Origin of the sequence: Aureimonas sp. SA4125 (genome assembly GCF_019973775.1) — a bacterium.
In the GTDB taxonomy this organism is placed as follows: domain Bacteria; phylum Pseudomonadota; class Alphaproteobacteria; order Rhizobiales; family Rhizobiaceae; genus Plantimonas.
In genome coordinates this window covers 1,050,651-1,074,254 of record NZ_AP025032.1, presented here as the reverse complement: position 1 = coordinate 1,074,254, position 23,604 = coordinate 1,050,651, and the positions used below count along the sequence as shown (strand labels likewise).

24 protein-coding genes are annotated in these 23,604 nt (G+C 66.0%); 7 read left to right on the top strand and 17 right to left on the bottom strand.

The genetic code is table 11. The features are described from left to right. Positions 1-13 precede the first annotated feature (13 nt). Both Sa4125_RS04920 and Sa4125_RS04915 read right to left on the bottom strand, forming a co-directional pair. Positions 14-1,297 (bottom strand): IS66 family transposase, encoded by a 1,284-nt coding sequence (locus Sa4125_RS04920; RefSeq protein WP_223998294.1) that lies wholly within the window; start codon positions 1,295-1,297, stop codon positions 14-16. 301 nt (positions 1,298-1,598) lie between these two features. Continuing rightward, positions 1,599-1,844: a hypothetical protein gene (locus tag Sa4125_RS04915; protein ID WP_224004281.1), complete on the bottom strand. Its 246-nt coding sequence runs from the start codon at positions 1,842-1,844 to the stop codon at positions 1,599-1,601. A gap of 203 nt (positions 1,845-2,047) precedes the next feature. Here Sa4125_RS04915 and Sa4125_RS04910 point away from each other — a divergent pair, with 203 nt between their 5' ends. Further along, entirely contained in the window at positions 2,048-3,256 is a 1,209-nt protein-coding gene (locus tag Sa4125_RS04910) for an IS256 family transposase (RefSeq protein ID WP_223998301.1), read from the top strand. Between the two features lie 69 nt (positions 3,257-3,325). Here Sa4125_RS04910 and Sa4125_RS04905 read toward each other — a convergent pair whose 3' ends face one another. The 9 genes from Sa4125_RS04905 to Sa4125_RS04865 all read right to left on the bottom strand — a co-directional run bounded on the left by Sa4125_RS04905 (position 3,326) and on the right by Sa4125_RS04865 (position 11,071). After that, positions 3,326-3,796, bottom strand: coding sequence for a hypothetical protein (locus tag Sa4125_RS04905; RefSeq protein ID WP_224004278.1), 471 nt, complete (start codon positions 3,794-3,796; stop codon positions 3,326-3,328). A 78-nt stretch (positions 3,797-3,874) separates the two neighbouring features. Then, positions 3,875-4,165, bottom strand: coding sequence for a type II toxin-antitoxin system PemK/MazF family toxin (locus Sa4125_RS04900; RefSeq protein WP_224004275.1), 291 nt, complete (start codon positions 4,163-4,165; stop codon positions 3,875-3,877). After that, positions 4,143-4,373 (bottom strand): hypothetical protein, encoded by a 231-nt coding sequence (locus tag Sa4125_RS04895; protein WP_224004272.1) that lies wholly within the window; start codon positions 4,371-4,373, stop codon positions 4,143-4,145. Before Sa4125_RS04895 ends, Sa4125_RS04900 begins: the two co-directional genes overlap by 23 nt. Positions 4,374-4,440: 67 nt before the next feature. Next, positions 4,441-6,219: a DEAD/DEAH box helicase gene (locus Sa4125_RS04890; RefSeq protein WP_224004269.1), complete on the bottom strand. Its 1,779-nt coding sequence runs from the start codon at positions 6,217-6,219 to the stop codon at positions 4,441-4,443. Positions 6,220-6,436: 217 nt separating this feature from the next. Continuing rightward, positions 6,437-6,805 carry a DUF6481 family protein gene (locus tag Sa4125_RS04885; protein WP_224004266.1) on the bottom strand — a complete coding sequence of 123 codons (369 nt, stop codon included), beginning with the start codon at positions 6,803-6,805 and terminating at the stop codon, positions 6,437-6,439. Positions 6,806-7,066: 261 nt separating this feature from the next. Continuing rightward, positions 7,067-8,137, bottom strand: coding sequence for an ABC transporter ATP-binding protein (locus Sa4125_RS04880; RefSeq protein WP_224004263.1), 1,071 nt, complete (start codon positions 8,135-8,137; stop codon positions 7,067-7,069). Next, positions 8,134-8,970, bottom strand: coding sequence for an ABC transporter permease subunit (locus Sa4125_RS04875; RefSeq protein ID WP_224004260.1), 837 nt, complete (start codon positions 8,968-8,970; stop codon positions 8,134-8,136). The genes Sa4125_RS04880 and Sa4125_RS04875 overlap by 4 nt, the downstream gene beginning before the upstream one ends. Next, positions 8,958-9,875 carry an ABC transporter permease subunit gene (locus tag Sa4125_RS04870; RefSeq protein ID WP_224004256.1) on the bottom strand — a complete coding sequence of 306 codons (918 nt, stop codon included), beginning with the start codon at positions 9,873-9,875 and terminating at the stop codon, positions 8,958-8,960. The genes Sa4125_RS04875 and Sa4125_RS04870 overlap by 13 nt, the downstream gene beginning before the upstream one ends. A gap of 83 nt (positions 9,876-9,958) precedes the next feature. Then, the gene (locus tag Sa4125_RS04865) at positions 9,959-11,071 is read right to left on the bottom strand and encodes an ABC transporter substrate-binding protein (protein WP_224004253.1); all 1,113 of its coding nucleotides are present in this window, start codon (positions 11,069-11,071) and stop codon (positions 9,959-9,961) included. A gap of 475 nt (positions 11,072-11,546) precedes the next feature. Here Sa4125_RS04865 and Sa4125_RS04860 point away from each other — a divergent pair, with 475 nt between their 5' ends. Genes Sa4125_RS04860 through Sa4125_RS04850 form a run of 3 tightly spaced genes read left to right on the top strand, consistent with a single transcriptional unit; the run spans position 11,547 to position 14,688 of the window. Beyond that, the gene (locus Sa4125_RS04860) at positions 11,547-11,981 is read left to right on the top strand and encodes a MarR family transcriptional regulator (RefSeq protein WP_224004250.1); all 435 of its coding nucleotides are present in this window, start codon (positions 11,547-11,549) and stop codon (positions 11,979-11,981) included. Positions 11,982-11,984: 3 nt separating this feature from the next. Beyond that, on the top strand, positions 11,985-14,306 hold the full coding sequence (locus Sa4125_RS04855; protein WP_224004247.1) for an ATP-binding protein: 2,322 nt from the start codon (positions 11,985-11,987) through the stop codon (positions 14,304-14,306). Further along, complete coding sequence (locus Sa4125_RS04850) at positions 14,299-14,688, top strand: response regulator (protein ID WP_224004244.1); 390 nt, start codon at positions 14,299-14,301, stop codon at positions 14,686-14,688. Before Sa4125_RS04855 ends, Sa4125_RS04850 begins: the two co-directional genes overlap by 8 nt. Before the next feature lie 116 nt (positions 14,689-14,804). Here Sa4125_RS04850 and Sa4125_RS04845 read toward each other — a convergent pair whose 3' ends face one another. After that, on the bottom strand, positions 14,805-16,127 hold the full coding sequence (locus Sa4125_RS04845; RefSeq protein WP_224004241.1) for a homoserine dehydrogenase: 1,323 nt from the start codon (positions 16,125-16,127) through the stop codon (positions 14,805-14,807). A gap of 134 nt (positions 16,128-16,261) precedes the next feature. Then, positions 16,262-16,816, bottom strand: a complete 555-nt coding sequence (locus Sa4125_RS04840) for a sugar transferase (RefSeq protein ID WP_224004238.1) — start codon at positions 16,814-16,816, stop codon at positions 16,262-16,264. A 191-nt stretch (positions 16,817-17,007) separates the two neighbouring features. On the opposite strand from Sa4125_RS04840, the gene Sa4125_RS04835 reads away from it, so the two are divergent. Together Sa4125_RS04835 and Sa4125_RS04830 are read left to right on the top strand one after the other, a co-directional pair. Beyond that, the gene (locus tag Sa4125_RS04835; RefSeq protein WP_224004235.1) at positions 17,008-17,943 is read left to right on the top strand and encodes an NAD-dependent epimerase/dehydratase family protein; all 936 of its coding nucleotides are present in this window, start codon (positions 17,008-17,010) and stop codon (positions 17,941-17,943) included. Continuing rightward, positions 17,940-18,122, top strand: coding sequence for a hypothetical protein (locus Sa4125_RS04830; RefSeq protein WP_224004232.1), 183 nt, complete (start codon positions 17,940-17,942; stop codon positions 18,120-18,122). The genes Sa4125_RS04835 and Sa4125_RS04830 overlap by 4 nt, the downstream gene beginning before the upstream one ends. On the opposite strand, the gene galE is transcribed toward Sa4125_RS04830, so the two are convergent. Further along, positions 18,123-19,112, bottom strand: a complete 990-nt coding sequence (gene galE / locus Sa4125_RS04825) for a UDP-glucose 4-epimerase GalE (protein WP_224004229.1) — start codon at positions 19,110-19,112, stop codon at positions 18,123-18,125. It lies immediately after the preceding gene. Positions 19,113-19,274: 162 nt separating this feature from the next. Here galE and hemA point away from each other — a divergent pair, with 162 nt between their 5' ends. Continuing rightward, complete coding sequence (gene hemA / locus Sa4125_RS04820; protein WP_224007540.1) at positions 19,275-20,552, top strand: 5-aminolevulinate synthase; 1,278 nt, start codon at positions 19,275-19,277, stop codon at positions 20,550-20,552. Between the two features lie 104 nt (positions 20,553-20,656). Here the strand turns inward: hemA and Sa4125_RS04815 are convergent, their stop codons facing one another. From Sa4125_RS04815 to mscL, 3 genes are all read right to left on the bottom strand, one after another. Next, positions 20,657-21,694 (bottom strand): AbrB family transcriptional regulator, encoded by a 1,038-nt coding sequence (locus Sa4125_RS04815; RefSeq protein WP_224004226.1) that lies wholly within the window; start codon positions 21,692-21,694, stop codon positions 20,657-20,659. Between the two features lie 14 nt (positions 21,695-21,708). Further along, positions 21,709-22,878, bottom strand: a complete 1,170-nt coding sequence (locus Sa4125_RS04810) for a pyridoxal phosphate-dependent aminotransferase (RefSeq protein ID WP_224004224.1) — start codon at positions 22,876-22,878, stop codon at positions 21,709-21,711. Positions 22,879-22,982: 104 nt separating this feature from the next. After that, complete coding sequence (gene mscL, locus Sa4125_RS04805) at positions 22,983-23,453, bottom strand: large conductance mechanosensitive channel protein MscL (RefSeq protein WP_224004222.1); 471 nt, start codon at positions 23,451-23,453, stop codon at positions 22,983-22,985. Positions 23,454-23,604: the final 151 nt, after the last annotated feature.

The window sequence follows — 23,604 nt, the reverse complement described above, 5'->3', positions numbered from 1 at the left end:
ATTCCGTAGAATGTCAGGCGCCTACCGTCTCGAGAATTGTGTTGAAGACGTTGCCCCCTTGGCGCAGCCGGGCGGTATCGACGACGGTTCGGATGTCAGCTTCGCCTTCGGCGGCCCACATGGATCGATAGCCGTTGGTGACCTTGCGCTGGATCACGGCCGGTCGCAGGGCGCGCTCGCAGCCGTTGTTGGTGGCCTCGACCATCCCGGTCCAGAGAGTGAAGGTCAGGAGCTGGTCGCGCGCTCGCCTGAACTTGTGCTGGACCACTCGAGCGAAAGGGCAGGAGGTCGGTGCGGCGAGGATCTCGGAAAGACTTCGCTCCAGTGCACGGCGCTTGGCGACGATGGTCGATGCGGCGAAGGTCGTGATGCCGCTGGCCAAAGCGAAAGCCTTGGACAGCCAGATCCGCAGCCGCGACGGCAGCAGATCCTCGCCCGCCTGTTCGGCGTAGGCGACGTCGCGGGCCAGATGAGCCAGACAGGTCTGATGGGCGTCGGCATGTCCCTGCTGGGCAGAGTAGCGATCGGAACACCAGACCTTTGGCCGGTGCCCGTCCATCAGGGTCCTGACCACGATGGCACCACGGGTCGGAGCGGCACGATGGACGACTGCGTCATCGCAGCGAAACACCCATTGGAAGGCGTTGCTGCCTTCGATGCGAACGCCGGTCTCGTCCGAGGCCACCACCTTGGAGCGGCGCAGGGCGGCAATGGCGAGATCGCGGTCGGCGACGAAGGTGCCCTGCGCCCGGCGCAGCATGTTCATCAGCCCGCCCTGGCTGATCTGCAAGCCGAAGAGATCGGCCAGAGCTTTCTGAAGCCGTTCATAGGACAGGGCCTGGAAGGTCTTAAGATAGGTCGCCACCGCATGCAGCCGCGGCCCGAACGGCGTCCCCCTTGCCGCATCGGGCAATCCCGCTGAGACAAGCGTGCCGCAGGAAGGACAACAAACCGAAAGCCGGCGATGACGCGTCACGAACGGCTTGATCTCCGGCAGATCGACCGTCTCGTACGTGCCGCCGATCTCCGCGGGAAGGCTATCGGCCAGGGCTGCCTGGCAGCAGGAGCATTGCTCGGGACGGTGATCGACGAGCCGATCGAAATCCTCACCCATCGCTCGGCTGTGGCCTTCGTGACCGGGCTTGGCGCCGCCAGGTCTTGCCTGCTCACGGCGCTCCTTGCGGTCACTAGACGGAGGCTTCGAGGATGTGCGTGACGTCTTCTCCGGACGCTGAATCTTCAGCACCAGATCGATCAACTCTTCCTTCGTCAGACGCTGCAAATCACCGCGATCCATCCGTCCATGGATTCAGGGAATTCGGCCCGTGACAAGGGGGTGGGTAATTACCCGAAGATCGCCAGGAGAGCGACGACTGCCATCCATTTCCAAATGCCCGTTAGCTTCATGCCTTCCCCTCAGCTTTCTGCTTCCAAGAACTCGGTCAACACCAGCAGGGTCTTGTTGGCAGCCCGAGGATCGCCGCCACTGATCGTCAGTGCCTCTTCGATTGTCGCATCCATCTCGCTTCCACGCTCAAGCCAAGACCTGTCGTCGGCGGCGATTAGAGCGGCCGAGCATATGGAGATTTTACTTTCAACTACAGGCGGGCCAGTTTGGGGCCATCAATAAACTCGATAGGAAAATCCCAGTCACTTGAGGATATTTCAGGTGCCCACTGCTCCGCACGCATTGCAGTAGTCATTATTTGGTAGTCAAATATTATGGATTTTCCAGAAGATGTATCTACCACTGGCGCAGAAGCTCTGACGGTGAGCATGCCATCATGCTCTATGCCGCCTCGTAACTGAGCGGACCATCCATCTTCAAGCGCAATCGTGGTCATATGCATGCACTCGATAGCAAATAGTGCGAGTGCATTTCTGATAGGCGTCAGCCGCTTGCATTCTTCCCGCGTCGCCAGATCGTTCTTTAGGTAGTGTCCGCGCTCGTGGTGGAAATTCCGACATTGAAAGGTGTGGCTGAGGCGGTCACCGGATAGGGCGGCTAAGGTGGAGTTGCGAGACTTCAACCTGACCGGAGAACCCGATGACCGAGGACAGACTACCGCTTGCCGAGCTTTTTGCGAAAGCCGGGGACGGCGATTTCCTGAGAACGATAGCCGAGAGCGTGATGCAGCTCCTTATGGAGGTCGACGTTGAAGGCATGATCGGCGCCGGGCGCCACGAACGGACGCAGGAACGGGCGACTTATCGCAATGGCTACCGCGACCGCTCGCTCGACACGCGGCTCGGCTCGTTGCAGCTTCGGATACCCAAGCTTCGGCAGGGCAGCTACTTCCCGCCGTTCCTGGAGCCGAGAAAGCTCTCGGAGAAGGCCTTGGTTGCCGTCATTCAGGAAGCTTGGATCAGCGGCGTTTCCACCCGGCGGGTCGACGATCTGGTACAGGCCATGGGGCTGTCGGGGATCGGCAAGAGCACCGTATCGAAGCTGTGCAAAGACATCGACGAACGCGTCGGCGGCTTCCTCGACCGTCCTCTCACTGGCGACTGGCCCTACCTCTGGCTGGATGCGACCTACCTGAAGCAGCGCGAGGGTGGACGCATCGTTTCGGTCGCCGCCATAATCGCCGTGGCCGTGAACACGGACGGCAAGCGCGAGATCGTCGGCCTTCACATCGGCCCCTCGGAAGCGGAGACGTTTTGGTCGAGCTTCCTCAAGAGCCTCGTGCGCCGCGGCCTGTCCGGCGTGAAGCTCGTGATCTCGGATGCTCACGAAGGGCTGAAAGCCGCCATTCGCCGGGTGTTCAGCGCCTCCTGGCAGCGCTGCCGGGTGCATTGGATGCGCAACGCCCTGTCGTATGTCCCGAAGGCGCAGCAGAGCATGGCGGCGGCCGCGCTGCGCCAAGCCTTCGCCCAGCCCGATCGTGCTAGCGCCAGCCAGGCGCTGCGCCACGTCGCCGACCAGCTTCGGGGAAAGTGTCCAAAGCTCGGGGCCTTCATCGACAACAGCGAGACCGACGTGCTGGCGCACATGGATTTTCCCAGTCAGCACCGGACCCGGATCCATTCGACGAATTCCCTGGAGCGCCTGAACAAGGAGGTGAAGCGGCGTGCCGACGTCGTCGGAATCTTCCCGAACGAGGGATCCATCATCCGGCTCATCGGCGCCGTCCTTCTCGAGGCCAACGACGAATGGCAGATCCAGAACCGCTACATGCAGACCGAACCCATGGCCGACCTCATGGCCATGGGCAACACTGCAAAACCCGAACAGATTTCCACCGAAGTCGCCTGAAACGGAGCCGCTTCAGCTACACTCAATTTCCACCACGTTGACGGACACGACCGTTCTTTACAAGAACTGTTAAAAAGTCGCGGTGTAAAGTTTCGTCATTAAAGATTGGTTTTGTTGTGATGTGAGATATTGCGCAAACCAAAACGCGCTCTTGATCTGGAAAAGCCCACCGCTCAGACGCAGGCGGCCGTCCGGGTTTTGTTCAAATTGTGCGATGGTGTCCTTCAGGATCTGCTCCGCAACCTTGCGTTTCTTTCCAGTTTCGCGCCGGATCACGTCATCGCTCACCCGCCGAAGACCGATCATCGCTAGTTTTGGAAAATCCGGTGGAGCATTCTGCAAATCGGTAGGCCTTTGCGTGAGCTGAAATTGGCACCAGAAACGCAAAGTTTGCAGGAAGTTGCGAATATCCTCGGTTACCATCCCCTTGTCTTTTTCTTCGGAGTGTCCGTAAAAATCGCCAATATCTCGGATTGAAGAGATGCCAAATGATCGTTCCCGCAGCCAGGCAAAGAGTTTGGCCACATCCTGATGGCGCACGTCTCCTTCGAAGAAGCGCTCAACACGACGCCTATGTTCGCGAGTCCGCACCATTGCCCCCGTCACACTTCAGCGGTTCTACGCACCCAGCATCTTCAGCTGAAGAGCACCTTTACTAACAACTTCAATGGACGCGGTCGCGATCTGGTCGGCCATAGCCTTGCTCTGGCGCCCCTCGATCGAATCGATGGCATCGCTTGGATAGAGGCGGCCGGTATTGCTTGTGAGAGGAATCACCTGAAGGCGGTTCAGCGCCCCATTGGCAGCATCATTGCTGACGATCACCGCAGGCCGTGTCTTTCGGATTTCGCCGCCGACAGAATTTTCGAAGTCTACCCACCAGACTTCACCGCGGCGCTTCGATGCCATCGGCGATCAGCGCCTCGGCAAAGACGAGCGCCTGTTGCTCTCGATCTGCATCGGCCGCCATCGCGGCATAGGCACCCTCCAGCGTCTCATCGACCACCAACGGACGGGCCAAATCCTCCAGGAACTGCCCGATCCTCTCGAGACCGACGGTCCGAACCAGGCCGTCATAGACTTTGGAGTCGATGCTGATCGTCACGCGCGTCTGCACGGCAGGCTCCCGCTCGATGCCATTTCGGCATGCTAGAATGGAAAGGCCTGCCGGGCAACGCGCTCCGTTACGGCTTCTTCGGCCGGCGCGGCTTGGCATAGGCCTTGTCGCCGCCGGGGCGCGCGGCGCTCTCGGTCGAGCCGGACTTGCCGGCGTAGGGCTTGCGGGGGCGCGGGGAGTCGGTGCGGGGCGCGGGCCTCGTGTCGGCGCCTTCGGCCATGCGCGAGATGGTGATGTCGTCGGCATCGATCCCCTGCGCGCTCGCCGAGAATTTCGCCGCCATCGCCTCGGCGATCTCGAACTTGGTCTCGCGGTCGAAGATGCGGATGGCACCGATGTCGTCGCGCGTCACCGAACCGCGGCGGCAGATCAGCGGCAGCAGCCATTTCGGATCGGCATTGTTGCGCCGGCCGATGTCCATGTGGAACCAGACGGTGGCGCCGCCGGCGCCGCGCACGACCGCATCGCGCTCGCGCCGCGTGCCGCGTTCGCCGGTCTCGGCATAGTTCTTCGCCGGCTTGGTGTCGCGGGCAAAGCCGGGGTCGTAGACATCCTCGGGCGCCGGCAGGCGCGAGCGGTAGATGCGCGCGAGCGCGGCGGCAAGGTCCTCGGCGCTGTGCCTGGCGAGAAGCGCGGCGGCGACAGCCTGGTCCTCCTCGGTCGATTCCTGCGTCAGGATCGGGTCGGAGAGCAGTCGCTCCTCGTCGAGCTTGCGGATCTCGTCGGCGGTCGGCGCGCCGCCCCAGGTCGGATGGATGTTGGCCTCGGCGAGCAGGCGCTCGGCCTTGCGGCGGCGCGAGATCGGAACCAGCAGGACGGACACGCCCTTGCGGCCGGCGCGGCCGGTGCGCCCGCTCCGGTGCTGCAGCGATTCCGCGTCGTTCGGCAATTCGGCATGGATGACGAGGCCGAGATTGGGCAGGTCGATGCCGCGCGAGGCGACATCGGTGGCGATGCAGACGCGGGCGCGGCCGTCGCGCAGCGCCTGCATGGCGGCGTTACGCTCGTTCTGGCCGAGCTCGCCCGACAGAGCGACGGCCGAAAATCCGCGCTCGAGCAGGCCCGAATGAAGGTGCCGGACGGCTTCGCGGGTGTTGCAGAAGACGATGGCGCTGGGCGATTCGGCCGAGCGCAGAAGGTTGACGACGGCGTGCTCGACCTCGTTCGGGGCTATGCGCACGGCCCGGTATTCGATATCGACGTGACCGGTGACGCCGCGCGAGGCCTCGATGCGCATGGCGTCGCGCTGGTAGCGCTTGGCGAGCGCGGTGATCGCCTTCGGCAGCGTCGCCGAGAAGAGGAGCGTGCGGCGCTCCTTCGGGGTCGCCTCGAGGATGAATTCGAGGTCCTCGCGGAAGCCGAGGTCGAGCATCTCGTCGGCCTCGTCGAGGATGACGGCCTTGAGGTTGCCGATGCGCAGGCGGCCGCGCTCCAGATGGTCACGCAGGCGGCCGGGGGTGCCGACGACGATATGGGCACCGGCGTTCAGCTTCTTCTGCTCGGCGCGCGGGTCCATGCCGCCGACGCAGGTGACGATCGTCGCACCGGCATGGGCGTAGAGCCATTCGAGTTCGCGGTGCACCTGCAGCGCCAGTTCGCGCGTCGGGGCGACGACGAGGGCGAGCGGCTGGTCGGCGGGGCCGAGGCGCTCGGCATCGCCGAGCAGCGTCGAGGCGATGGCGAGACCGTAGGCGACCGTCTTGCCGGATCCGGTCTGAGCCGAGACGAGCAGGTCGCGGCCTGCGGTTTCCGGCTCGAGGACGGCGTCCTGGACCGGTGTCGGTTCGGTGTAGTCGTGCTCGGCGAGAGCGCGTTCGAGGGGCAGGCTGGTCGGGCGGAACGGCACGGGGTCAATCCTTCGAGGGAGCGGAACGCTCTTCGGCGATCCGGCTGGGCGGGACCGCAAGGCGGTCCAAGGGGGCCTGACCGTTCGTCGGAGCGGAAGGGCAGATGAGGCGACGGGGTCCGCCGCGAAAACGAAATCGGCCGAGACGCGGAGCTCCCCGCTCGACGCATCCCGGCCATTCCGTCAGTCCGTGTCGCGCCCGCTGCCGGGCGCCACCTTATTTCTTGCGCTGCTTGCGCGCGGCGTATCTCGCGTCGCGCGCGGCCTTGCGCTCGGCCTCGTCGGCCACGACCCGGTTGACGCGCTCGTCGGCGACGGCCTTGCGGGCCAGTTCCTCGGCGGCATTTTCCGCTTCGATGGCGGCGAGGCGCGCAGCCTCCTCCTCCTTCTTGCGGGCGAGTTCGGCGCGCTTCTCTTCGGCACGCAATTCGCGCGCCTCGGCGCGCGCGGCGCGTTCGGCGATCTTCGCCTGTACCGCCGGGTCGTTCTCGTCGGGCTTGGCCTTGAACTTCTCCAGAAGCGCCTGCTTGGCCAGCAGGGCAGCGCTGCGGCGCTCGGCGAAGTCGTTATCCTTGGGCGTGCTCAATGCTGAAATTTACCGAATTTGAAGAGGATGGGACGGCGGTGTCGTCCGGGGACCAGCGGTGCGGGGCAATTGCCCTCAAGCTCGTTGATGGCTTCGATTAGTCCGATGGCGTCCGAAGGTCAAGCGCGCGGCGCCGAAAAGCTGAGTCCGGGGCAGCCCAGCGCACGGCTCATCAGCCGACGAACACGCGCATCGGCCAACCTTTGCCCATGCCGTTCGCTGGGCCGACAGCGTCCGCCCGGCCTGCGGACAGAGGCAGAGCTATTCGGCCGCGATCGCCTGGGGCTGGTCGAGGATCTGTCCGTCGCCCGGCGCAAAATGCATGCTGACGGTTTCGCCCCGGACCGGCGGCGGCGCTGCCGGGCTGTTGAAGGCGTCCAGCAACAGCACATTGTCGCCGAGCCGCACGCGCATGCGCACGACGGATCCGAGAAACTGGACGGAGTCGATCTCGCCGCGCAGGACGTTGGTCCTCTCCTGCGTCGGAACGAGCGACAGCGCCTCGGGGCGCAAGGCCACGGTCACCGGCGTTCCCGGCGCGCCGCCATGGCCGGGCACTGCGATCCCCTGGCCCGCGACATCGACCTGGCCTTCGCCGATCGCATGGCCTTCGAGAAGGCTCAGCGTGCCGATGAAGGAGGCGACGAAGCGCGAAGCCGGGCGGTTGTAGATCTCGAAGGGCGTCCCGATCTGGTCGGCGCGCCCGCCGTTCATGACGACGATGCGATCGGAGATCGACAGCGCCTCCTCCTGGTCGTGCGTCACGAAGATCGTGGTGATCCCGAGCTGCTGCTGGATCTGGCGGATTTCCTCGCGCAGCGAGGTCCGGATCTTGGCGTCGAGCGCGGAGAGCGGCTCGTCGAGCAACAGCACCTGGGGTTTCGGCGCGAGGGCACGGGCGAGCGCCACGCGCTGCTGCTGGCCGCCCGACATCTGGTAGGGATAGCGGTCGGCAAGATGCTCGAGGCCGATCAGCTTCAGCATCTCGGCCACGCGGGACTCGATCTGCGCCTTCGGCATGCCCGCGATCTTCAGGCCGAAAGCGACATTGCCGAAGACGTTCATGTTCGGAAACAGCGCATAGGCCTGGAAGACCATGCCGATCCGGCGTCGGTTCGGCGGCTGGTTGGTGACGTCCTGGCCGTCGATGACGATCGAGCCGGACGACGGCGTCTCGAACCCCGCGATCATCCTCAGAACCGTCGTCTTGCCGCAACCGGAGGGGCCGAGCAGCGAGACGAATTCGCCCTTGGCGATCGTCAGGTCGAACTTCTGCACCACCGTATTGGTGCCGAAGCTCTTGCTGACGGCATCGATCCTCAGAAAGCTCATGGAGTGACGATCCTTGCAGACTTCGGGACGAGACGGGGAACGAGCTTTCGTCCGGGCTTTCGGCTGGCGAAGACCTGCATCAGCACCATGCAGGCCCAGATGAGCGCGAAGGACATGATGGCGAGCGCCGCCGGCTCATAGGCCCGGTCCTGGCCGATCTGGACGAGATAGGGACCGAAGGCGGGACGGTTGAGAAGGCTCGCCAGGACGAACTCGCCGAACGAGATGGAGAAGGTGAGAAAGGCGCCGGAAACGATCGCCGAGCGGACATTCGGAAAGATCACGCCCGTGATGGTGCGAAGGCGGGAGGCACCGAGGCTCTCGGCGGCCTCGGTCAGCGTCTTGATGTCGATCGCCGCCATGCCGTTGTCCACCGACCGGTACATATAGGGAAGCGACAGCACGACATAGCCGGCGACGAGGAGGACGTTGGTGCCCTGGCTGGTCATGGTGAGCGGCAGGAACGAGTCCGAACCGTAGAGGCGGATATAGCCGAAGACCAGCACCACGGGCGGGATGATCAGCGGCATCAGGCTGACGAATTCGACGACCGGTCGCAATCTCGGCAGCTTCAGCCGCACCCAGTAGGCCGTCGGCACGACCACCGCCGCGCCGAGGAGGATGGCCGCGAGCGAGGCGATCGTCGAGAACTGGATCGTCGCCAGGAACACGTCGCTCTGGATCACCGAACGGTAGGACGCAAAGCTCCACTCTCCGCGCACCATCTGCAGCGAGAACTGGAAGGTCGCATAGAGCGGGATCAGGAAAAAGGACGCCGTGAGAACGACGATGAGGGTCGAGACGATCGGAAAGGTCTTCTTCACTTCTGCCACCGTTCGGCCCGCGTGCGGAGCACGAGATAGATGGTGTTCGAGACCGCCATGATCACAACCATGCCGACGGCCAGAGCGTAGCCGAGGTTGGGATTGTAGAGAACGTTGCCCTGGATCTGCTGGAAAAGGACGATCGGCACGACCGCGAAGCGCGAGCCTGTCAGGGCGTAGACCGTGGCCAGCGTGCCGAAGGCATTGGCAAAGAGCAGGAGGAAGCAGCCGAGGATCGAGGGCGTCAGCACCGGAAGGGCCACCATCCGCCAGTACTGCCGGCGGTTGGCGCCGAGGATCTCCGCCGCCTCGCGCCATTCGTTCTTCAGCCCGTCGAGCGCCGGCGCGACGATCAGAAGCATCAGCGGCATCTGGAAGTAGAGATAGGTCAGGGCGACGCCCCAGAATGAAAACAGGTTGAAGCCGGCGCCGTAGAGGTTGAAGCCGAAGACGTCGCGCAGCACCACGGTGACGAGGCCGATGCGGCCGAGGGTGGCGATGAAGGCGAAGGCCAGCGGAATGCCGGCGAAGTTCGACGCGACGCCCGAGAAGGTCATGAAGACGGGCCGGACCCAGCTCGGAAGCCCGCCGAGGATGACGGCATAGCCGAGGAGAACGCCGGTCGCGGTCCCCAGCAGCGCGGAGAACAGGCTGAGCCGGATCGACAGCGAATAGGCCGCCATGATGTTGGGCGTCGCCAGCTGCGCGAAGTTGTCGAGGGTGAACGAGCCCTCGGCGTTCTGGAAAGCGCCGGTGACGAGGTAGAGGATCGGCAGGACGAGAAACAGGAGGCTGAAGCCGAAGAACGGCACGAGCCCGATCCAGTTGCCCCTCAGCCCGCTGGCAAAGCCCGGAACGAGGCTTCGAGAGGCGGAGTGGTCGGTCGCTTCATGGGCTGTCGGCGCTGTCGTCATGGGCTGTCGATCCGCTCCCGCGCCTCACCGGAACCGATGCCGGCGGATGCCGGCATCGGTGTCATCATAGCTTGGCCGCAGACTTACTGCGCACCCATTTCCTTGGCCCAATCCTCGGCGACGACCGCCTTGGCGGCCGACTGCTCGTCGAGGGTCGGGAACACGGCCTTCTCGTAGCTCTCCGGCGCCGGCATCTTGGCGAGAAGATCGGCGGGGATCTTGTCGTTGGCGGCCAGATCGTTGAAGCGGATCGGATGGCAGTAGCCCTTCAGCCAGCCGAGCTGCCCCTCGTCCGAATAGAGGTATTCCATCCAGAGCTTGGCGGCGTTCGGATGCGGCGCGAAGGCCGAGATCGCCTGGACGTAGACGCCGGCGATGACGGCGTCCGAGGGAACGATGACGTCCATCGGCGGGTTGCCGGCGAGCTTGTCGCGCATCGCGAGGACGTTGTAGTCCCAGTCGAACAGGATCGGCGTCGTGCCCTGCGCCATGTTCTGCGCCGTGCCGTTCACCGGCACGAAGTTGCCGTTCTCCTTCAGCTCCTTGAAGAAGGCCGTTCCGGCCTTGGCGGCATCGGCACCGGCCTTGGCGCCCGTCGCGATACCGGCGCCGTAGACGGTCATCATCGTCGAATTGCCGGTGCGCGGATCACCGGGAATGGCGACCGAATTGGCGTATTTCGGATCCTTCAGGTCGGCGAAGCTCTTCGGCGATTCCTTGATGATGTCGGTGTTCACGGCAAGGGCGAGAACGCCGTAATAGTCGCCATACCAGTAGCCGTCTGCATCCTTGGCCGTGTCGGGGATCGAGTCCCAGGTCGAGACCTTGTAGGGCATCAGCAGCCCCTCGGCCTTGGCGGCGGGGCCGAAGGACAGGCCGACGTCGATGACGTCGGGAGCCTGCGGGCCGGTATTGCCCTTGTTGGCCTTGATCGCCTCGATCTCGTCGCCCGAACCGGCATTGGGGTTCAGCTCGTTGATGGTGAGGAAGGGGTACTTCGCCTTGAACCCGGCGATGACGTCGCCATAGCCGCACCAGTCGTGCGGGAGCGCGATCGTGGTCAGCTGTCCCTCGGCCTTGGCAGCCGCGACGAGCTCGTCCATGGACACGGCAGCGGCCGCCTGGGCGTGCGCCAGCCCGGAAGACATGGCAACGATGGCGAGCGCCGACGCGGCCCGCGTCAGATGAGTTTTCATGGACGTCTCTCCCCAATATCGCCCGGGCCAACGGACCCGTGCAAAAGTCCCGGCAAACTGCCGTTCAGCGCTCCGATAGCACCGGCGCATGACAGTCCGATGTCGCTTGGCAGCCCTGCGATCACAGGCATTGCAGTGCCTGCGGCGCGCCGTGCGGACAGGGCGTCGAGGGCTGCTCTCGGGCCCGAATGGCTCCGAATCTTTCGTCAGTCCCGTCCCTGCCTCGCACGGGCGTCCCACTGCGAAGGGCCGCGCATGGAGGTCGAGGCGCAACCCTTTCTTAACCAGGTGTTGCGATGCCGGACCGGTGGCGGACGCGCGTCATCGGCCCGAATGTACCGGCTTGCCGGGATCTCGTGCCCGGACGCCAGACCTGACCGCCCCGTCGTCGAACGCCAAGGGTTGTCATTCTTCGATCGCTTTCATACTGATTTCGTGTTCATCCAATTGTGAAGTGCTGGCCCAGGAGCGCATATTGACGACAGAGGCAATTTCAGCTCCAGCCCTCGCCAGCCTGCTGGAGCAGGTTGCGCGGCGCATCCATAGCCAAGGCTATGCCGCAGACCTCTTTCCGGCGCAGTGGTCGGCGCTCCGCTATCTCGACAGCGCTCCGCCGCAGCTGCGCACCGCCATCGACCTGGCACGGTTTCAGGGGCTGGCTTCCGGTGCCGTCGCGCGGACCGTGCGAACACTGATCACCAAGGGACTTCTGGTGAAGGCCGGCACCATCGGGCGGGGCCGGGCCGAACAGCTGAACCTCACCGATCTCGGCCGATCGATCCTGGCAGACGATCCGTTGCAGAGCATCGCCAAGGCGCTCGAGATTCTCAGCCCAACCGAGCGGGAATCGCTCGCCAACGGCCTCGAAATCGCCATTCGATCAACGATGCCCGACACCGACGAGGCATGAAGCTTGCGGGTCGAAAGCCGCGGCTCGACACTGATGGCCCCCGGCTTCTGGCGCTGGTTCGCGGCTCTCTGGACCATTGCAGCCCTCTTCGCCCTGGTCTCGTGCCAACCGATGTCGATTCGGCCGGCCATTTCGGTCGGCGATGCCATGTCGGGTTTCGTGGACGTGACGGGCACGCTCACGATCGAAGAAATTGTCGGCTTTGCGCCCGACCAGTTCCGGCGCGACGCGGCGGCCGCCAGACCCCGGCTTGCAGCGGGAGGTCCTCAACGTCTGTGGCTGTCGCTGACATTGCCGGACGACGTCTCCACCCGTCCGGGCTGGACACCGCCCTTCATCATCTCGATCCGGGAACCACGGCTGGAACGGGCTGATCTCTTCGTCGCAGGGTCGGGCGGCATCCGTCAGACGACCTGGGATCCACGCGACGGGCGACCCTACAGTACCGAGTCGTTCCGCTATCCGAGCTTCATTCTCGAGCCGGAGCAAATTGCCGGCGCGAAGCTCTTCCTTCGGTTGGAGCGGCTGCCTGCCCTTCAGAGCGAGGTCTGGTTCTCGGATTTCCAGAGCTTCTATGCCGCGTACGACGCCAGCACGACGCGCCTGTCGGTGCTGATCGGGGTCATGGGCGCGATGCTGATCTACATTTTCGCCCTCGGCGCGTCGTTGAGGAACCAGACCAATCTCTGGCTGGCCGCCTGCACCGCAAGCAGTCTCGCCTACTTCGTGTCGTCCAACGCCCTCCTGCAGAATCTCGTCCTTCCAGGCCTTGCCATGCGGGCGCGGGAAGTCGCCCTGATTTCCGTGCTGCTTATCTTCTGCAGCTTCGTCGGATTCGTGACGAGCTTCCTCGGTCTGAAACGCGTCGCCCCAAGGATCTCCCGGATCGCGGACGGGCTGACGGTGTTTCTGGCTGCGGCCGCAGTTCTCGCCATCCTGGACCTGTCGCTCGGTGTCGGCATCGCCCGATCGATCGCGCCCTATCTCGGTTTTGCGGTGATCGTCTTCACCCTGATCGCTCTCATGGTAGCGGGGCGCCGGCAGCCCGCGAGGTCGCTGACCTTCATGCTCGCCTGGGCGCCGTCGCTGGTTGCCGGAGGCTTCCGCCTCCTTGCCGATATCCAGCCGCAGATGGGCGCCGGTCCGATCGAAAACGGCCTGCTGATCGCCATGGTCGCCTCCCTCGTCGCCTTCACCGGGGCCGCCTCGCTCGACATCCAGAAGCGCGAGACGCGCCTCAGAAGCGAGATCCTGCACAATGCCGACCGGTTTCGCGCCTTTGCCGAGATCGGCACCGATCTCTTCTGGGAAATGGACCGCGACGGCGCGATCAGCTTCGTCACCGGGCGGCAGGTGGGCAGGACGCACCTGGCGCTTGGCGAGAAGCTGTTCGACAGGCTCGCCGTCACCACCTCGGCCGAAATGCTGAAACCGCTCCGGGAACTGATCGAGAGCGGCCTGCCCTGCGACAGCCGGCGGTTGCGGATCGAGGACGGGGACGGCGATCTCTGGATCAGCATCAGCGGACGTGCCATCCCGCCTCCGAAGCCCGGCGTCGTCTTCCGGGGCGTCGGCCGGTCGGTCTATCGTGGGCTCATCCGCGACGTCACCGAGGAGGTCGAGCGCGAGAATCGGCGCCAGTTGGAGCAGCAGATGTTTGCGCTGGGGCAGCTCGCCGGCAGCGTCGCCCACGAGATCAACAATCTGATCCACCCGATCATCAACCTCACCAAGCGGTTGCGTCTGCATCTGCGCGATACCATCGACCCGGCGAGCAGCCGGATGATGGAGCTCATCGACATCTCCAGCAAGCAGGCCGCGACGGTCGTGTCGGAACTCCTGCAGTCAACGCGCGGCGAACGCTGGAAGGATACGAGCCGGCCGATCAGCCTCGCCGTCGAGCACAGCGTCGAGGCGATCCGTCCGGCGCTGCCCTCCAGCATGCGGATCGATTGCATCGTCGAGAACTGCGAGAGCGTGACGGTCAAGATCGGCGACATCCTGCAGATCGTCGGCAACCTCCTGTCGAACGCCGTTCACGCGGTGCAGGGAGCCGGTACGGTGGTCGTCACCCTGGCGGTCGCCGAGGGCGGCGCGAAACTCGTCGTCGCCGACAATGGGGCAGGCATGGAGGAATCGGTGCGCCTCAAGGCGATGCAGCCCTTTTTCTCCACCAAGATCGACGGCGAGGGTACGGGCGTCGGCCTCTACATCGTGCAACGGATCGTTCGCGACTATGATGGCTTCATCAGCATCGAATCGTCGCCCGGCAACGGCACGGCGGTGACGATCTTCTTCCCGCAGCGAAAGGACGACAATGAGTAGAGACGACACGCGGCGGAGCGCGCTCGTGGTGGACGACGTCATGGCCGTGCGCGAGTCGCTGGTCATGGCGCTCGCCAGCGCCGGTTTCGAGGTAACCGCCGCCGCCAACGGCAAGGAAGCCCTGGAATGCCTGGCAGATACCGATTTCGACGTGCTCGTCACCGACATGTGGATGCCGGAAATGGACGGTCTGCGCCTCCTCAAGGAGATCCGTGGCCGCAAGCCGGCCATGCGCATCTTCGGCGTCACCGGTGGTGGACCGCGCCTGACGATCGAGGCAATGACGTCGCTCGCCGAAATATGGGGCGCGGAAAAGGTGTTCCTGAAGCCCTTCGACGACGACGAACTGGTCGACGCCGTCATGACGCCCCGCGCCGAGTGAAGACCGGTTGCCGAGCCGCCGGCATTTTCTTGCCGGTCCGCGGAGACCGAAAGACGCGGGGCGCGATACGGAGACCGCCCCTTTCCCTACGCGGGCTTCACCCCACCCAGAGGTGATCAGCCGAGAAAGCGGGCGTCGGCGGCGTCGAGCTCGCGCCGGATGCGGGTGACGAGCAGGCTGTCATCGGCCGTGCAGTTGTCGTGCGTCAGGCGCTCGCCGGATTTGATCGGCTGGGACACGCGCGCCTTCTCCGCCAGCCCGAGCGGCAAAGCGCGGCTGGCGCGGCCATCGGCCCAGGTCATGGCGAAACCGCGATAGTCGCTCTCGCCGATGCGCCCGAGAACCTCGCCCGGCTTCAGGTCGCGCTTGGCGACGGCGCCGCATTCGGCGACCGGCCGGTCCAGCGGCACCATGTCCGCGCGCCGATACATCACAGCACGGGCCGCAGACAGCGGCGTCTCGAGGCTGGTCAGGTGGAAAGGCCGGACGAGGGCGAAGCAGGGGCCGGGCCCGACCTTGAGGTCGGCCATCCGCTCGATCGCACGGTCGTGGCGCGGTCGGGCGATGCAGAACACGCCGGGCGCCACGCCCTTGCCGATCGTATAGTCGACACGGCCGGGGCCCGAGAGGATGCCGCCGTCGGCGGTGGTGCAGAGCACCTGAGCGAGATTGTCGACGGTCGCCGCGGGGCCGTGCATGCCGGCGATGTCCGGAACGAGGCCGGTGCAATTGGCGATGGCGGTCATCTCGACCATGGTTTTCGAGCCGTCGATGAATTCGACCAGCATGCGGGCGTTCATGTCGCGGGCGAGGGCCTCTTCCTCGTATTCGGAGGGGACTGCGTCGATGCGCAGCGGATTGTTCTTGCCCTTTCCGGCAGCGACGACGTCCATGCCGAGGCTTTGGGCGAAGGCGATGAGTTCCAGCGTCGCCGCCGGCTCGTCGCCGGCCGAGCCGGTATAGACCACGCCAGCGCGCTTGGCCTCGGCGGCGAGGTGGCGGCCGACGGTGATGTCGGCCTCGACGTTCAGCATCACGATATGCTTGCCGTTGCGGATCGCCTCCAGTGCCAGGAAGGTGCCGAGGTCCGGGCTGCCCGTGGCGTCGACGACGACGTCGATCCGTCCGGCGGCGCAGAGCGCGGCGAGATCGTCGGTGAGCGCGATGCCGCCGGCGTCGATGACGCGGTCGATGGCTTCGGGGGTCGCCGCCGCGCGGCCATGGCCGGACTCGTGACCGGCGAGCGCGATGGCCGCAAGCGGGCGCGCCGGACTGCGGGTGGCGATGGCGCCGACGCGGATGCCGGCCATCAGGGCCACCTGCACGACGATGTCGGTACCCATCTGGCCGGCGCCGGCAAGGCCGATGGTGATGGGACGGTTGGCGCGGGCGTAGGCGTCGAGTTCGGCGGCAAAGCCGATGCGGTCGATGGCAGTCATCACGGGCTTTCGCAGTGGGGCCTCAGCCCGACGTCCTTGGATGGGAGCCGGTGTCGACCGGGAATCCTGCCCTCTCTTTCATCACGTGACCGCGCCCGACGCAATCTCGGTTCCCGTTCGATGCCGGTCCGCGTTCAGTGTCGGACGCGATCGCCCTGGCCGCCGCCGACGACCGTCTTCAGGATCAGCCCGAGATCGCCGGGGAAGCTCTGGTTCCGGACGTAGTCCGCGTCGATCGCGGCGAGACGGACGGGGTCGGACATGTCGATGCCCTGGACCTGGGCCAGCCCGGTGATACCGGGGCGCACCGCATAGACGCCCTTCTGGCGGCGCTCCGCGATCAGGACGGCCTGCACCGGCAGACAGGGCCGTGGTCCGACGAAGCTCATCTCGCCCCTCAGGACATTGACCAGTTGCGGCAGTTCGTCGAGCTTCCATCGGCGAAGCTTCTGGCCGAGCGGCGTCACCGCGGCGGCCGGCGTATCGTGCGAGGCGGCCTCGACGGTGCCGAGCTGCATGGTGCGCAGCTTGTAGCAGCGGAAGGGTGTTTCGCCGCGACCGACCCGGGTCTGGGCGAAGATCCCCGGGCCCGGCGAGCTTGCCCGCACCAGCACGGCCAGGACGACGATCGCCCATCCCAGGAGGATGAGGGCGACGAGGCTGACGGTGACGTCGAACAGGCGTTTCATGGTATCCTTAGTCGCCGGCCGGGGGTCTCGGTCGTATGTGGCAACAGGCGCCACGCGCCGATGCCGCGCATTCCCCGACAAAGCGGCGGCGAGGCCTTTACGCCGGCCGCTGCGGCGGTTTCTATGACGCGCCGGGCGGGCCCGGTCAATCTTCGCGGCAGCCTGGCCGCCGGGCAAGGACACTTTGCGCATTGCGAATTCTCGTCAGCGGCTCCAGTGGCTTCATCGGTCGCCGCCTCATTACCCTCATGCGCGCCCATGGCCACGACGTCGTCCCGCTGATCCGCGGGCCGAACGGGGCCCCGACCGATCTTGCCGCCATCGGCGACTGGAATGACTGGCCGGCCGGCATCGACGCCGTCGTGCATCTGGGCGCGCTGAACCCGTCCCGGCGCGAGCCCGCGTCGCGCGACAGTCCCGCCCTTCACCACGTCAATGTCGAGGGCAGCCGCGCTCTGGGAGAACGCGCCGCCACCGAGGGCGTCGGCCGCTTCGTCTTCCTGTCCACCGCGAACGTCCATCGGCCGAAGGGAAAAACGCCGGTGCGCGAGACGGACGAACTCGATCCGCAGAGCGCCTATGCCGCCTCCAAGCTCGCCGCCGAGACGGCCTTGCGGGAGGTGGCGGCCGGCTCGTCCATGGATCTGTGCATCCTGCGGCCGGTGCCGGTCTACGGCCCGGGCGGTCGCGGCATGGTCGCCCGCCTCGTGCAGTTGGCGCGGACCGGCCTGCCGCTTCCGCTCGCCCAGACGTCGGCGCAGCGCAGCGTGCTGGCGCTCGACAATTGCCTCGACGCCATCCTCGCGGCCCTCACCCATCCCCGGGCGGGCGGCGAAACATTTCTCGTGGCGGACCGGGAGCCGCTGTCGCTCGGCGCCATGATCGCCGCGATCCGCCAGGGACTCGGCCGCCCTCCTCGGCTGTTGCCGCTTCCCGAAACGCCGCTTCGCGCCGTCGCCGGGCTTTTCGGCAGACGCAAGGCCTTCGACCGGCTGTTCGGCTCCTTCGTCGTCGACATCGGCCATATCGGCGCCTGCCTCTCCTGGCATCCGCCCTTGTCCAGCCAGGAGGGCTTTCGCCGTGCGGCCCTGCGCGACCGGCTGGCGGAGAATGGGAGACAAGCATGACGGACGCACCGGAAGCCCCGAAAAAGGCGTCGGAGATCGCCGCGGAGAAGCGCCGCGCCCGGCAGGAGGAAATGCTTCGGGAAAACCTCAAGCGCCGCAAGGATCAGTCGCGGGCCCGCCGTTCCCCGCCCGCGGCGGCGGGCGGCGGCGACGGATCCGACACGGGCGGCCACGGCTGATCAGCCGGCGTTGCGGCGCATGAGGTGCTTCTCCCAGGCGATGGCGTGGGCGACGATTTCCCTGAGATCATCGTGGGACGGCGTCCAGCCCAGCGTCGTTCGCGCGCGGTCGGCATTGGCGACGATGCTGGCGGGATCCCCTGGCCGGCGGCCGCCCTGGCGGATGGTGAAGTCGGCGCCATGCACCTCGCGCACGACATCCAAAACCTCGCGGACCGAATAGCCCCGACCATAGCCCACATTGGCGACGAGGCTCTCGCCGCCGCCTCTCAGATGATCGAGCGCGGCGAGATGGGCCGAGATGAGATCGGTGACGTGGATGTAGTCGCGCACCGCCGTGCCGTCCGGCGTCGGATAGTCGTCGCCGAAGATGTCGATCGCCGCGCGCCGACCGAGCGCGGTCTCGACCGCGACCTTGATGAGGTGCGTCGCGCCCTTCGTCGCCTGGCCCGAGCGTCCGGACGGATCGCCGCCGGCGACGTTGAAGTAGCGCAGCGCCGCATAGCGCAGCGGATGGGCCCTCGCCGTATCCTCCAGCATCATCTCGCTCATCAGCTTGGAGCGGCCATAGGGCGACTGCGGCTGCAGCCGGCTGTCCTCCGACACCGGTTCCAGACCCGCCATGCCGTAGACGGCGGCCGTGGACGAGAAGATGAAGTGCTTCACGCCGCTGGCGACGGCGGCGGCGATGAGGTCGCGCGTCCTCACCGTGTTGTTGAGATAGTAGCCGAGCGGATCGGCGACGGAATCGGGCACCACGACCGAGCCGGCGAAATGCACGATGGTCTCGATCCCATGTTCGGCGATCAGCCGGCAGACCAGGGCCTGATTGGCAATGTCGCCCTCTGCCAGCGTCGCCCGCGGCGATACCAGCCAGTCGAACCCGGTGACGAGATTGTCGAGGACGACGACCGCCTCGCCACGATCGGCAAGCCCGAGGACCATGTGGCTGCCGATATAGCCGGCCCCGCCGGTGACGAGGACGCTCATTGCCGAACGACCGCCTGCCTGTGACCTGTCTTCGTCATGTTTTCATTCTCCGCTCATGTTGTCACACGGAATGCCACCGACGCGGCGGTTTGGCACAAGGGTGAAAGTGGACTTCGCCGGTCCATCATCTTAGAACCCCTCTCGAAAGGGTGTTTCAAGATGATCGACTACAAGGGCCATTTCGACGCCGCGATCGAGGCGCTGCACGCGGAAAAGCGTTACCGCGTCTTTGCCGACCTCGAAAGGATCGCCGGCCGATTTCCCGCCGCGATCTGGCGTCATGACGACAAGGCGCGCGAGATCACCGTCTGGTGCTCGAACGACTATCTCGGCATGGGACAGCACGCCGACGTCGTCTCCGCCATGCAGTCGACCATCGCCACCATGGGTTCGGGTGCCGGCGGCACGCGCAACATCTCGGGCAATACCCATCCGCTGGTCGAACTCGAGCGCGAGCTCGCCGATCTCCACGGCAAGGAGGCCGCGCTCGTCTTCACCTCGGGCTTCGTCTCCAACGAGGCGTCGATCTCGACCATCGCAAAGCTCCTGCCGGACTGCCTGATTCTGTCCGACGAGCTGAACCATGCCTCGATGATCGAGGGCGTGCGCAAGGCGGGCTGCAAGAAGCAGGTGTTCCGCCACAACGACGTCCAGCATCTGGAGGAACTGCTGAAGGCCGCCGAGAAGGGACGGCCGAAGCTGATCGTGTTCGAGAGCGTCTATTCGATGGACGGCGACATCGCGCCGATCGATGCCATCGTCTCGCTCGCCGAGCGCTACAACGCCATGACCTATATCGACGAGGTGCACGCCGTCGGCATGTACGGTCCGCGCGGCGGCGGCATTTCCGAGCGCGACGGCGTCGCCCACCGCATCGACGTGATCGAGGGGACACTCGCGAAGGCGTTCGGCGTGCTCGGCGGCTACATCACCGGGTCGAAGGCCGTGATCGATTCGGTACGCTCCTATGCGCTGGGCTTCATCTTCACCACCGCCCTGCCCCCGGCGCTCGCCGCCGCCGCGACGGCCTCGATCCGCCACCTCAAGGCATCGCAGGCCGAGCGCGACGGCCAGCAGCGGCAGGCGGCCCGCGCCAAAGCGGTGTTTGCCGCGGCGAACCTGCCGGTGATGCCCTCGGCGACGCACATCGTGCCGCTCCATGTCGGCGATCCCGACCTCTGCAAGCGCGCCAGCGACCGGCTGCTGGAGACGCACGGCATCTACATCCAGCCGATCAACTATCCGACGGTGCCGCGCGGCACCGAGCGGCTGCGCATCACGCCGACACCGCTGCACGACGACGCCCTGATCGACACGCTGCGCGACGCGCTGGTGGAGACCTGGAACGCCCTCGGCATCCCCTTCGCCGCCGACCGCCCGGCGCAGGCCGAGCGGACGGCCAAGATCACCCCGCTGGTGGTCAGCCAGGCAGGCGGCTGAACGAGGCGCGAGGCCGCCGGCCGCAACGCCGGCGGCCGGACTCGGGTTGGCATGGTCGGCTTCTGACGGGAGTGAAGCATGGCCGCCCGCTGGTGGCCGGGCCATCAGCCGGCTTTCGGCAGCCGCCGGGCCAGGATCGGCACCAGAAGCGCGATGCAGACGAAGCGCACCACATGGTGCGCGGCGACATAGGCGGGATCCAGATCGAACTGGTAGGCGAGGACGGTCAGCGCCTCCAGCGCGCCCGGCGCATAGGCGAGCGCGATCTTGCCGAAGCCGATGCCGAGCCACCAGAAGGCGGCAAGGCCCGCAGCCGCGGATATTGCGAGACCGATGACGAAGGCGCCGAGCGAGGCCGGCAGCAGTTCGACCAGTGCCCTGCGGTTCTCGCCCTTCAGCCGGCTGCCGATCAGCGCGCCGAGGACAAGGAGGCCGGCGACGGAGATCGCGGACGGCATCGCCACCGGCGCGATCTCGGTGACATGCAGCACGGCACTGGCGGCCAGCGCACCGAGCAGGATGCCGCCGGGCAGGCGCGAGACGTGGCCGAGGAAGGCACCGGCGAGGCAGGCGACGACGAGGATCGCGTATTCCGCCGGCGATCCGGCATCGCCTCTATCGGCTGCTCGAATGCCCTCCCCGCCTTCGAGCCAGGCCAAGGTCGGCGTCAGCGCGCCGATGAGCAGCAGCAGCCGCACGCTTTGCACCACGGTGATCCGCGTCATGTCGGCCCGCGTCTGCGACGCCGCGGCGATGACGAAGGACATGGCGCCGGGTAGAGCGGCAAACAGCGCGGTCTCCTTGTCCCAGCCGAACCCTTTTCGCAGGAAGGTGTAGGTGACGGCGATGACGGCGACGACACCCGCCATCTGAATGGCGAAGGAGAGCGGCCAGAGCGCCAGTTGCCCGACGACCGCAGGCGTGACGCCGGCGCCCGCCTGCGTGCCGAGGACGATGAAGACGGCGTCACGCAGCCAGTTCGGCAGGCGCGTGTCGTGGCCGAGAAGGCTGGCCACCGAAACCGCTAGCGCCGAGCCGAGCAGCCAGCCGACCGGCAGGCCCAGCGCGGCAAAGACGGCGCCGCCGCCGGCGGCCAGCGCCAGCGTCGACGCCAGCGCAAGAGCGCGGCGAGACCGGGTCACGGGCTTTTCGCCCGTCACTTCTGGCGTCGGATCCAGTCCTGCAGACGATCGGCGGCGGTCTCGATCTCGTCGAGGCGGCGGTGGAAACAGGCGCGCATGAATGTCGTCGCGGCGGGTCCGAAGGCCGTTCCCGGCGCGAGGCCGATGCGGGTCTCCTCGAGAATGGTGAAGGCGGCGGCGCGGGTATCGTCGATGCCGTCGATCCTGAAGAAGGAATAGAAGGCGCCCGCCGGCCGCACGACCGCGACGCGGTTGGTCGAGAGCAGCGCGTCGGTGAAGATGTCGCGCGCCTTGTGAGCGCGTTCCACCTGCAGGTCGATGAAGGCTTCGCCCTCGTCGAGGGCGGCGACGGCACCGCGCTGCATGAAGGCGGCGACGCCGGAGATGGAATACTGGATGAGGTTTTCGAGGACCGTGCCAAAAGCCGCGGGCGCCTCGATCCAGCCGATGCGCCAGCCGGTCATCGCCCAGTTCTTGGAAAAGGAATTGACGAAGAAGATAGGTTCGTCCTCCTCCATGATGTCGTGGAAGGAGGGTGCCCGCCCGCCGGCATAGTGGAAGCGCCCATAAATCTCGTCGGCGATGAGCGTGATGCCGGTCTCGCGGACGATCTCGAGGATCGCCTGCAGCGTCGGGAGGTCGGCCGTCCAGCCGGTCGGATTGCCCGGCGTGTTGACGAAGAGCGCCCGCGTCTTCGGCCCGATCGCATCGCGCAGCTTGTCGAGGTCGAGGGTCCAGCCCGTCTCGGTCCAGTCCAGCGCGACCTCGCGCGCGTAGCCGCCGGCAACGCCCACCGCAGCGGCGAAGTTCGGCCAGGTCGGACCGATATAGGCGACCTCCTCCCCCTCGCCGGCGAAGCAGGCGATGACAGTCTGGATCGCGTGCATGCCCGAGCCGGTGACGACGATGCGCTCATGGTCCGTCGGCCGGTCGTAGGTCCGCCCGATATAGTTCGCGATCGACCGGCGCAGCTCGGGAATGCCGCGTTGCCAGGTGTAGAAGGTCTCGCCGGCGGCCAGCGAACGCGCCGCGGCGTCGGCGATGAAGGAAGGCGTCGGCACGTCGCCCTCGCCCGTCCAGAGCGGGATGACACCGTCCAGCGTGCGGCCGTAGTTCATCACGGCGACGATGCCGCTTTCGGGCGCTGCAAGCGCGGCGGGGCGCAGGCGGTCGAGGGGATTCATGGAAGAGGCCTTGCAGGATCGGTTGGGTGCGGTGGTGCTCAGCCGATCGGCTTTTCCGTCACCGTCGTCAAGCCTGCACCGATTCCGCGCCGGCACGGCGTGGCTCAGAGACCGTCGCCGAAGGAGCCGAAGCGCGTCGGCTCACGCCTTGCGTCGGCGCGCTGGGCGGCGAGGAGGTCGCGGATCTCGGCGAGCAGCGCCTGCTCGGCTGGCACTTCGGCGAGCGCGGCGGGCTTTTCCTCCTCCTTGCGCTTCAGCCGGTTCATGCCCTTGACGATCATGAACAGGACGAAGGCGACGATGGTGAAATTGATGAGAAGGGTGAAAAAGCTGCCATAGGCGATGACCGCCCCCTGCTCGCGCGCCGCCTCGAGGCTCGGAGAGGTCACGCTGCCGCTGAGCGCGAAGAACTTGTTGCTGAAGTCGACGCCGCCGGTGAGAACGCCGACCACCGGCATGATGAGATCCTTGACCATCGACTGCACCAGGCCGGAAAAGGCCGCGCCGATGATGATGCCGATGGCCAGATCCACCATGTTGCCCTTCAGGGCGAATTCCTTGAATTCCTTCAGCACGCGTTTCGACTCCCCACAGATCCGGCGGAACCGCCGCCGATCCATTTAGCCACCGCGCCCAGCCAAGCCAAGCTGGGCATTCTCGAGTCGGACGGAACGTCCTGGCCCAAGCCATACCAAAGGGCGAATCCGCTCGCACTTCCAGCGTGGT

Coding starts and splice junctions, on each gene's coding strand:
- Sa4125_RS04920 (WP_223998294.1), bottom strand. CDS start 1,297: ATGGATCGCGGTGATTTGCAGCGTCTGACGAAGGAAGAGTTGATCGAT.
- Sa4125_RS04915 (WP_224004281.1), bottom strand. CDS start 1,844: ATGACCACGATTGCGCTTGAAGATGGATGGTCCGCTCAGTTACGAGGC.
- Sa4125_RS04910 (WP_223998301.1), top strand. CDS start 2,048: ATGACCGAGGACAGACTACCGCTTGCCGAGCTTTTTGCGAAAGCCGGG.
- Sa4125_RS04900 (WP_224004275.1), bottom strand. CDS start 4,165: ATGGCATCGAAGCGCCGCGGTGAAGTCTGGTGGGTAGACTTCGAAAAT.
- Sa4125_RS04880 (WP_224004263.1), bottom strand. CDS start 8,137: ATGAGCTTTCTGAGGATCGATGCCGTCAGCAAGAGCTTCGGCACCAAT.
- Sa4125_RS04870 (WP_224004256.1), bottom strand. CDS start 9,875: ATGACGACAGCGCCGACAGCCCATGAAGCGACCGACCACTCCGCCTCT.
- Sa4125_RS04865 (WP_224004253.1), bottom strand. CDS start 11,071: ATGAAAACTCATCTGACGCGGGCCGCGTCGGCGCTCGCCATCGTTGCC.
- Sa4125_RS04850 (WP_224004244.1), top strand. CDS start 14,299: ATGAGTAGAGACGACACGCGGCGGAGCGCGCTCGTGGTGGACGACGTC.
- Sa4125_RS04845 (WP_224004241.1), bottom strand. CDS start 16,127: ATGACTGCCATCGACCGCATCGGCTTTGCCGCCGAACTCGACGCCTAC.
- Sa4125_RS04840 (WP_224004238.1), bottom strand. CDS start 16,816: ATGAAACGCCTGTTCGACGTCACCGTCAGCCTCGTCGCCCTCATCCTC.
- Sa4125_RS04830 (WP_224004232.1), top strand. CDS start 17,940: ATGACGGACGCACCGGAAGCCCCGAAAAAGGCGTCGGAGATCGCCGCG.
- galE (WP_224004229.1), bottom strand. CDS start 19,112: ATGAGCGTCCTCGTCACCGGCGGGGCCGGCTATATCGGCAGCCACATG.
- Sa4125_RS04810 (WP_224004224.1), bottom strand. CDS start 22,878: ATGAATCCCCTCGACCGCCTGCGCCCCGCCGCGCTTGCAGCGCCCGAA.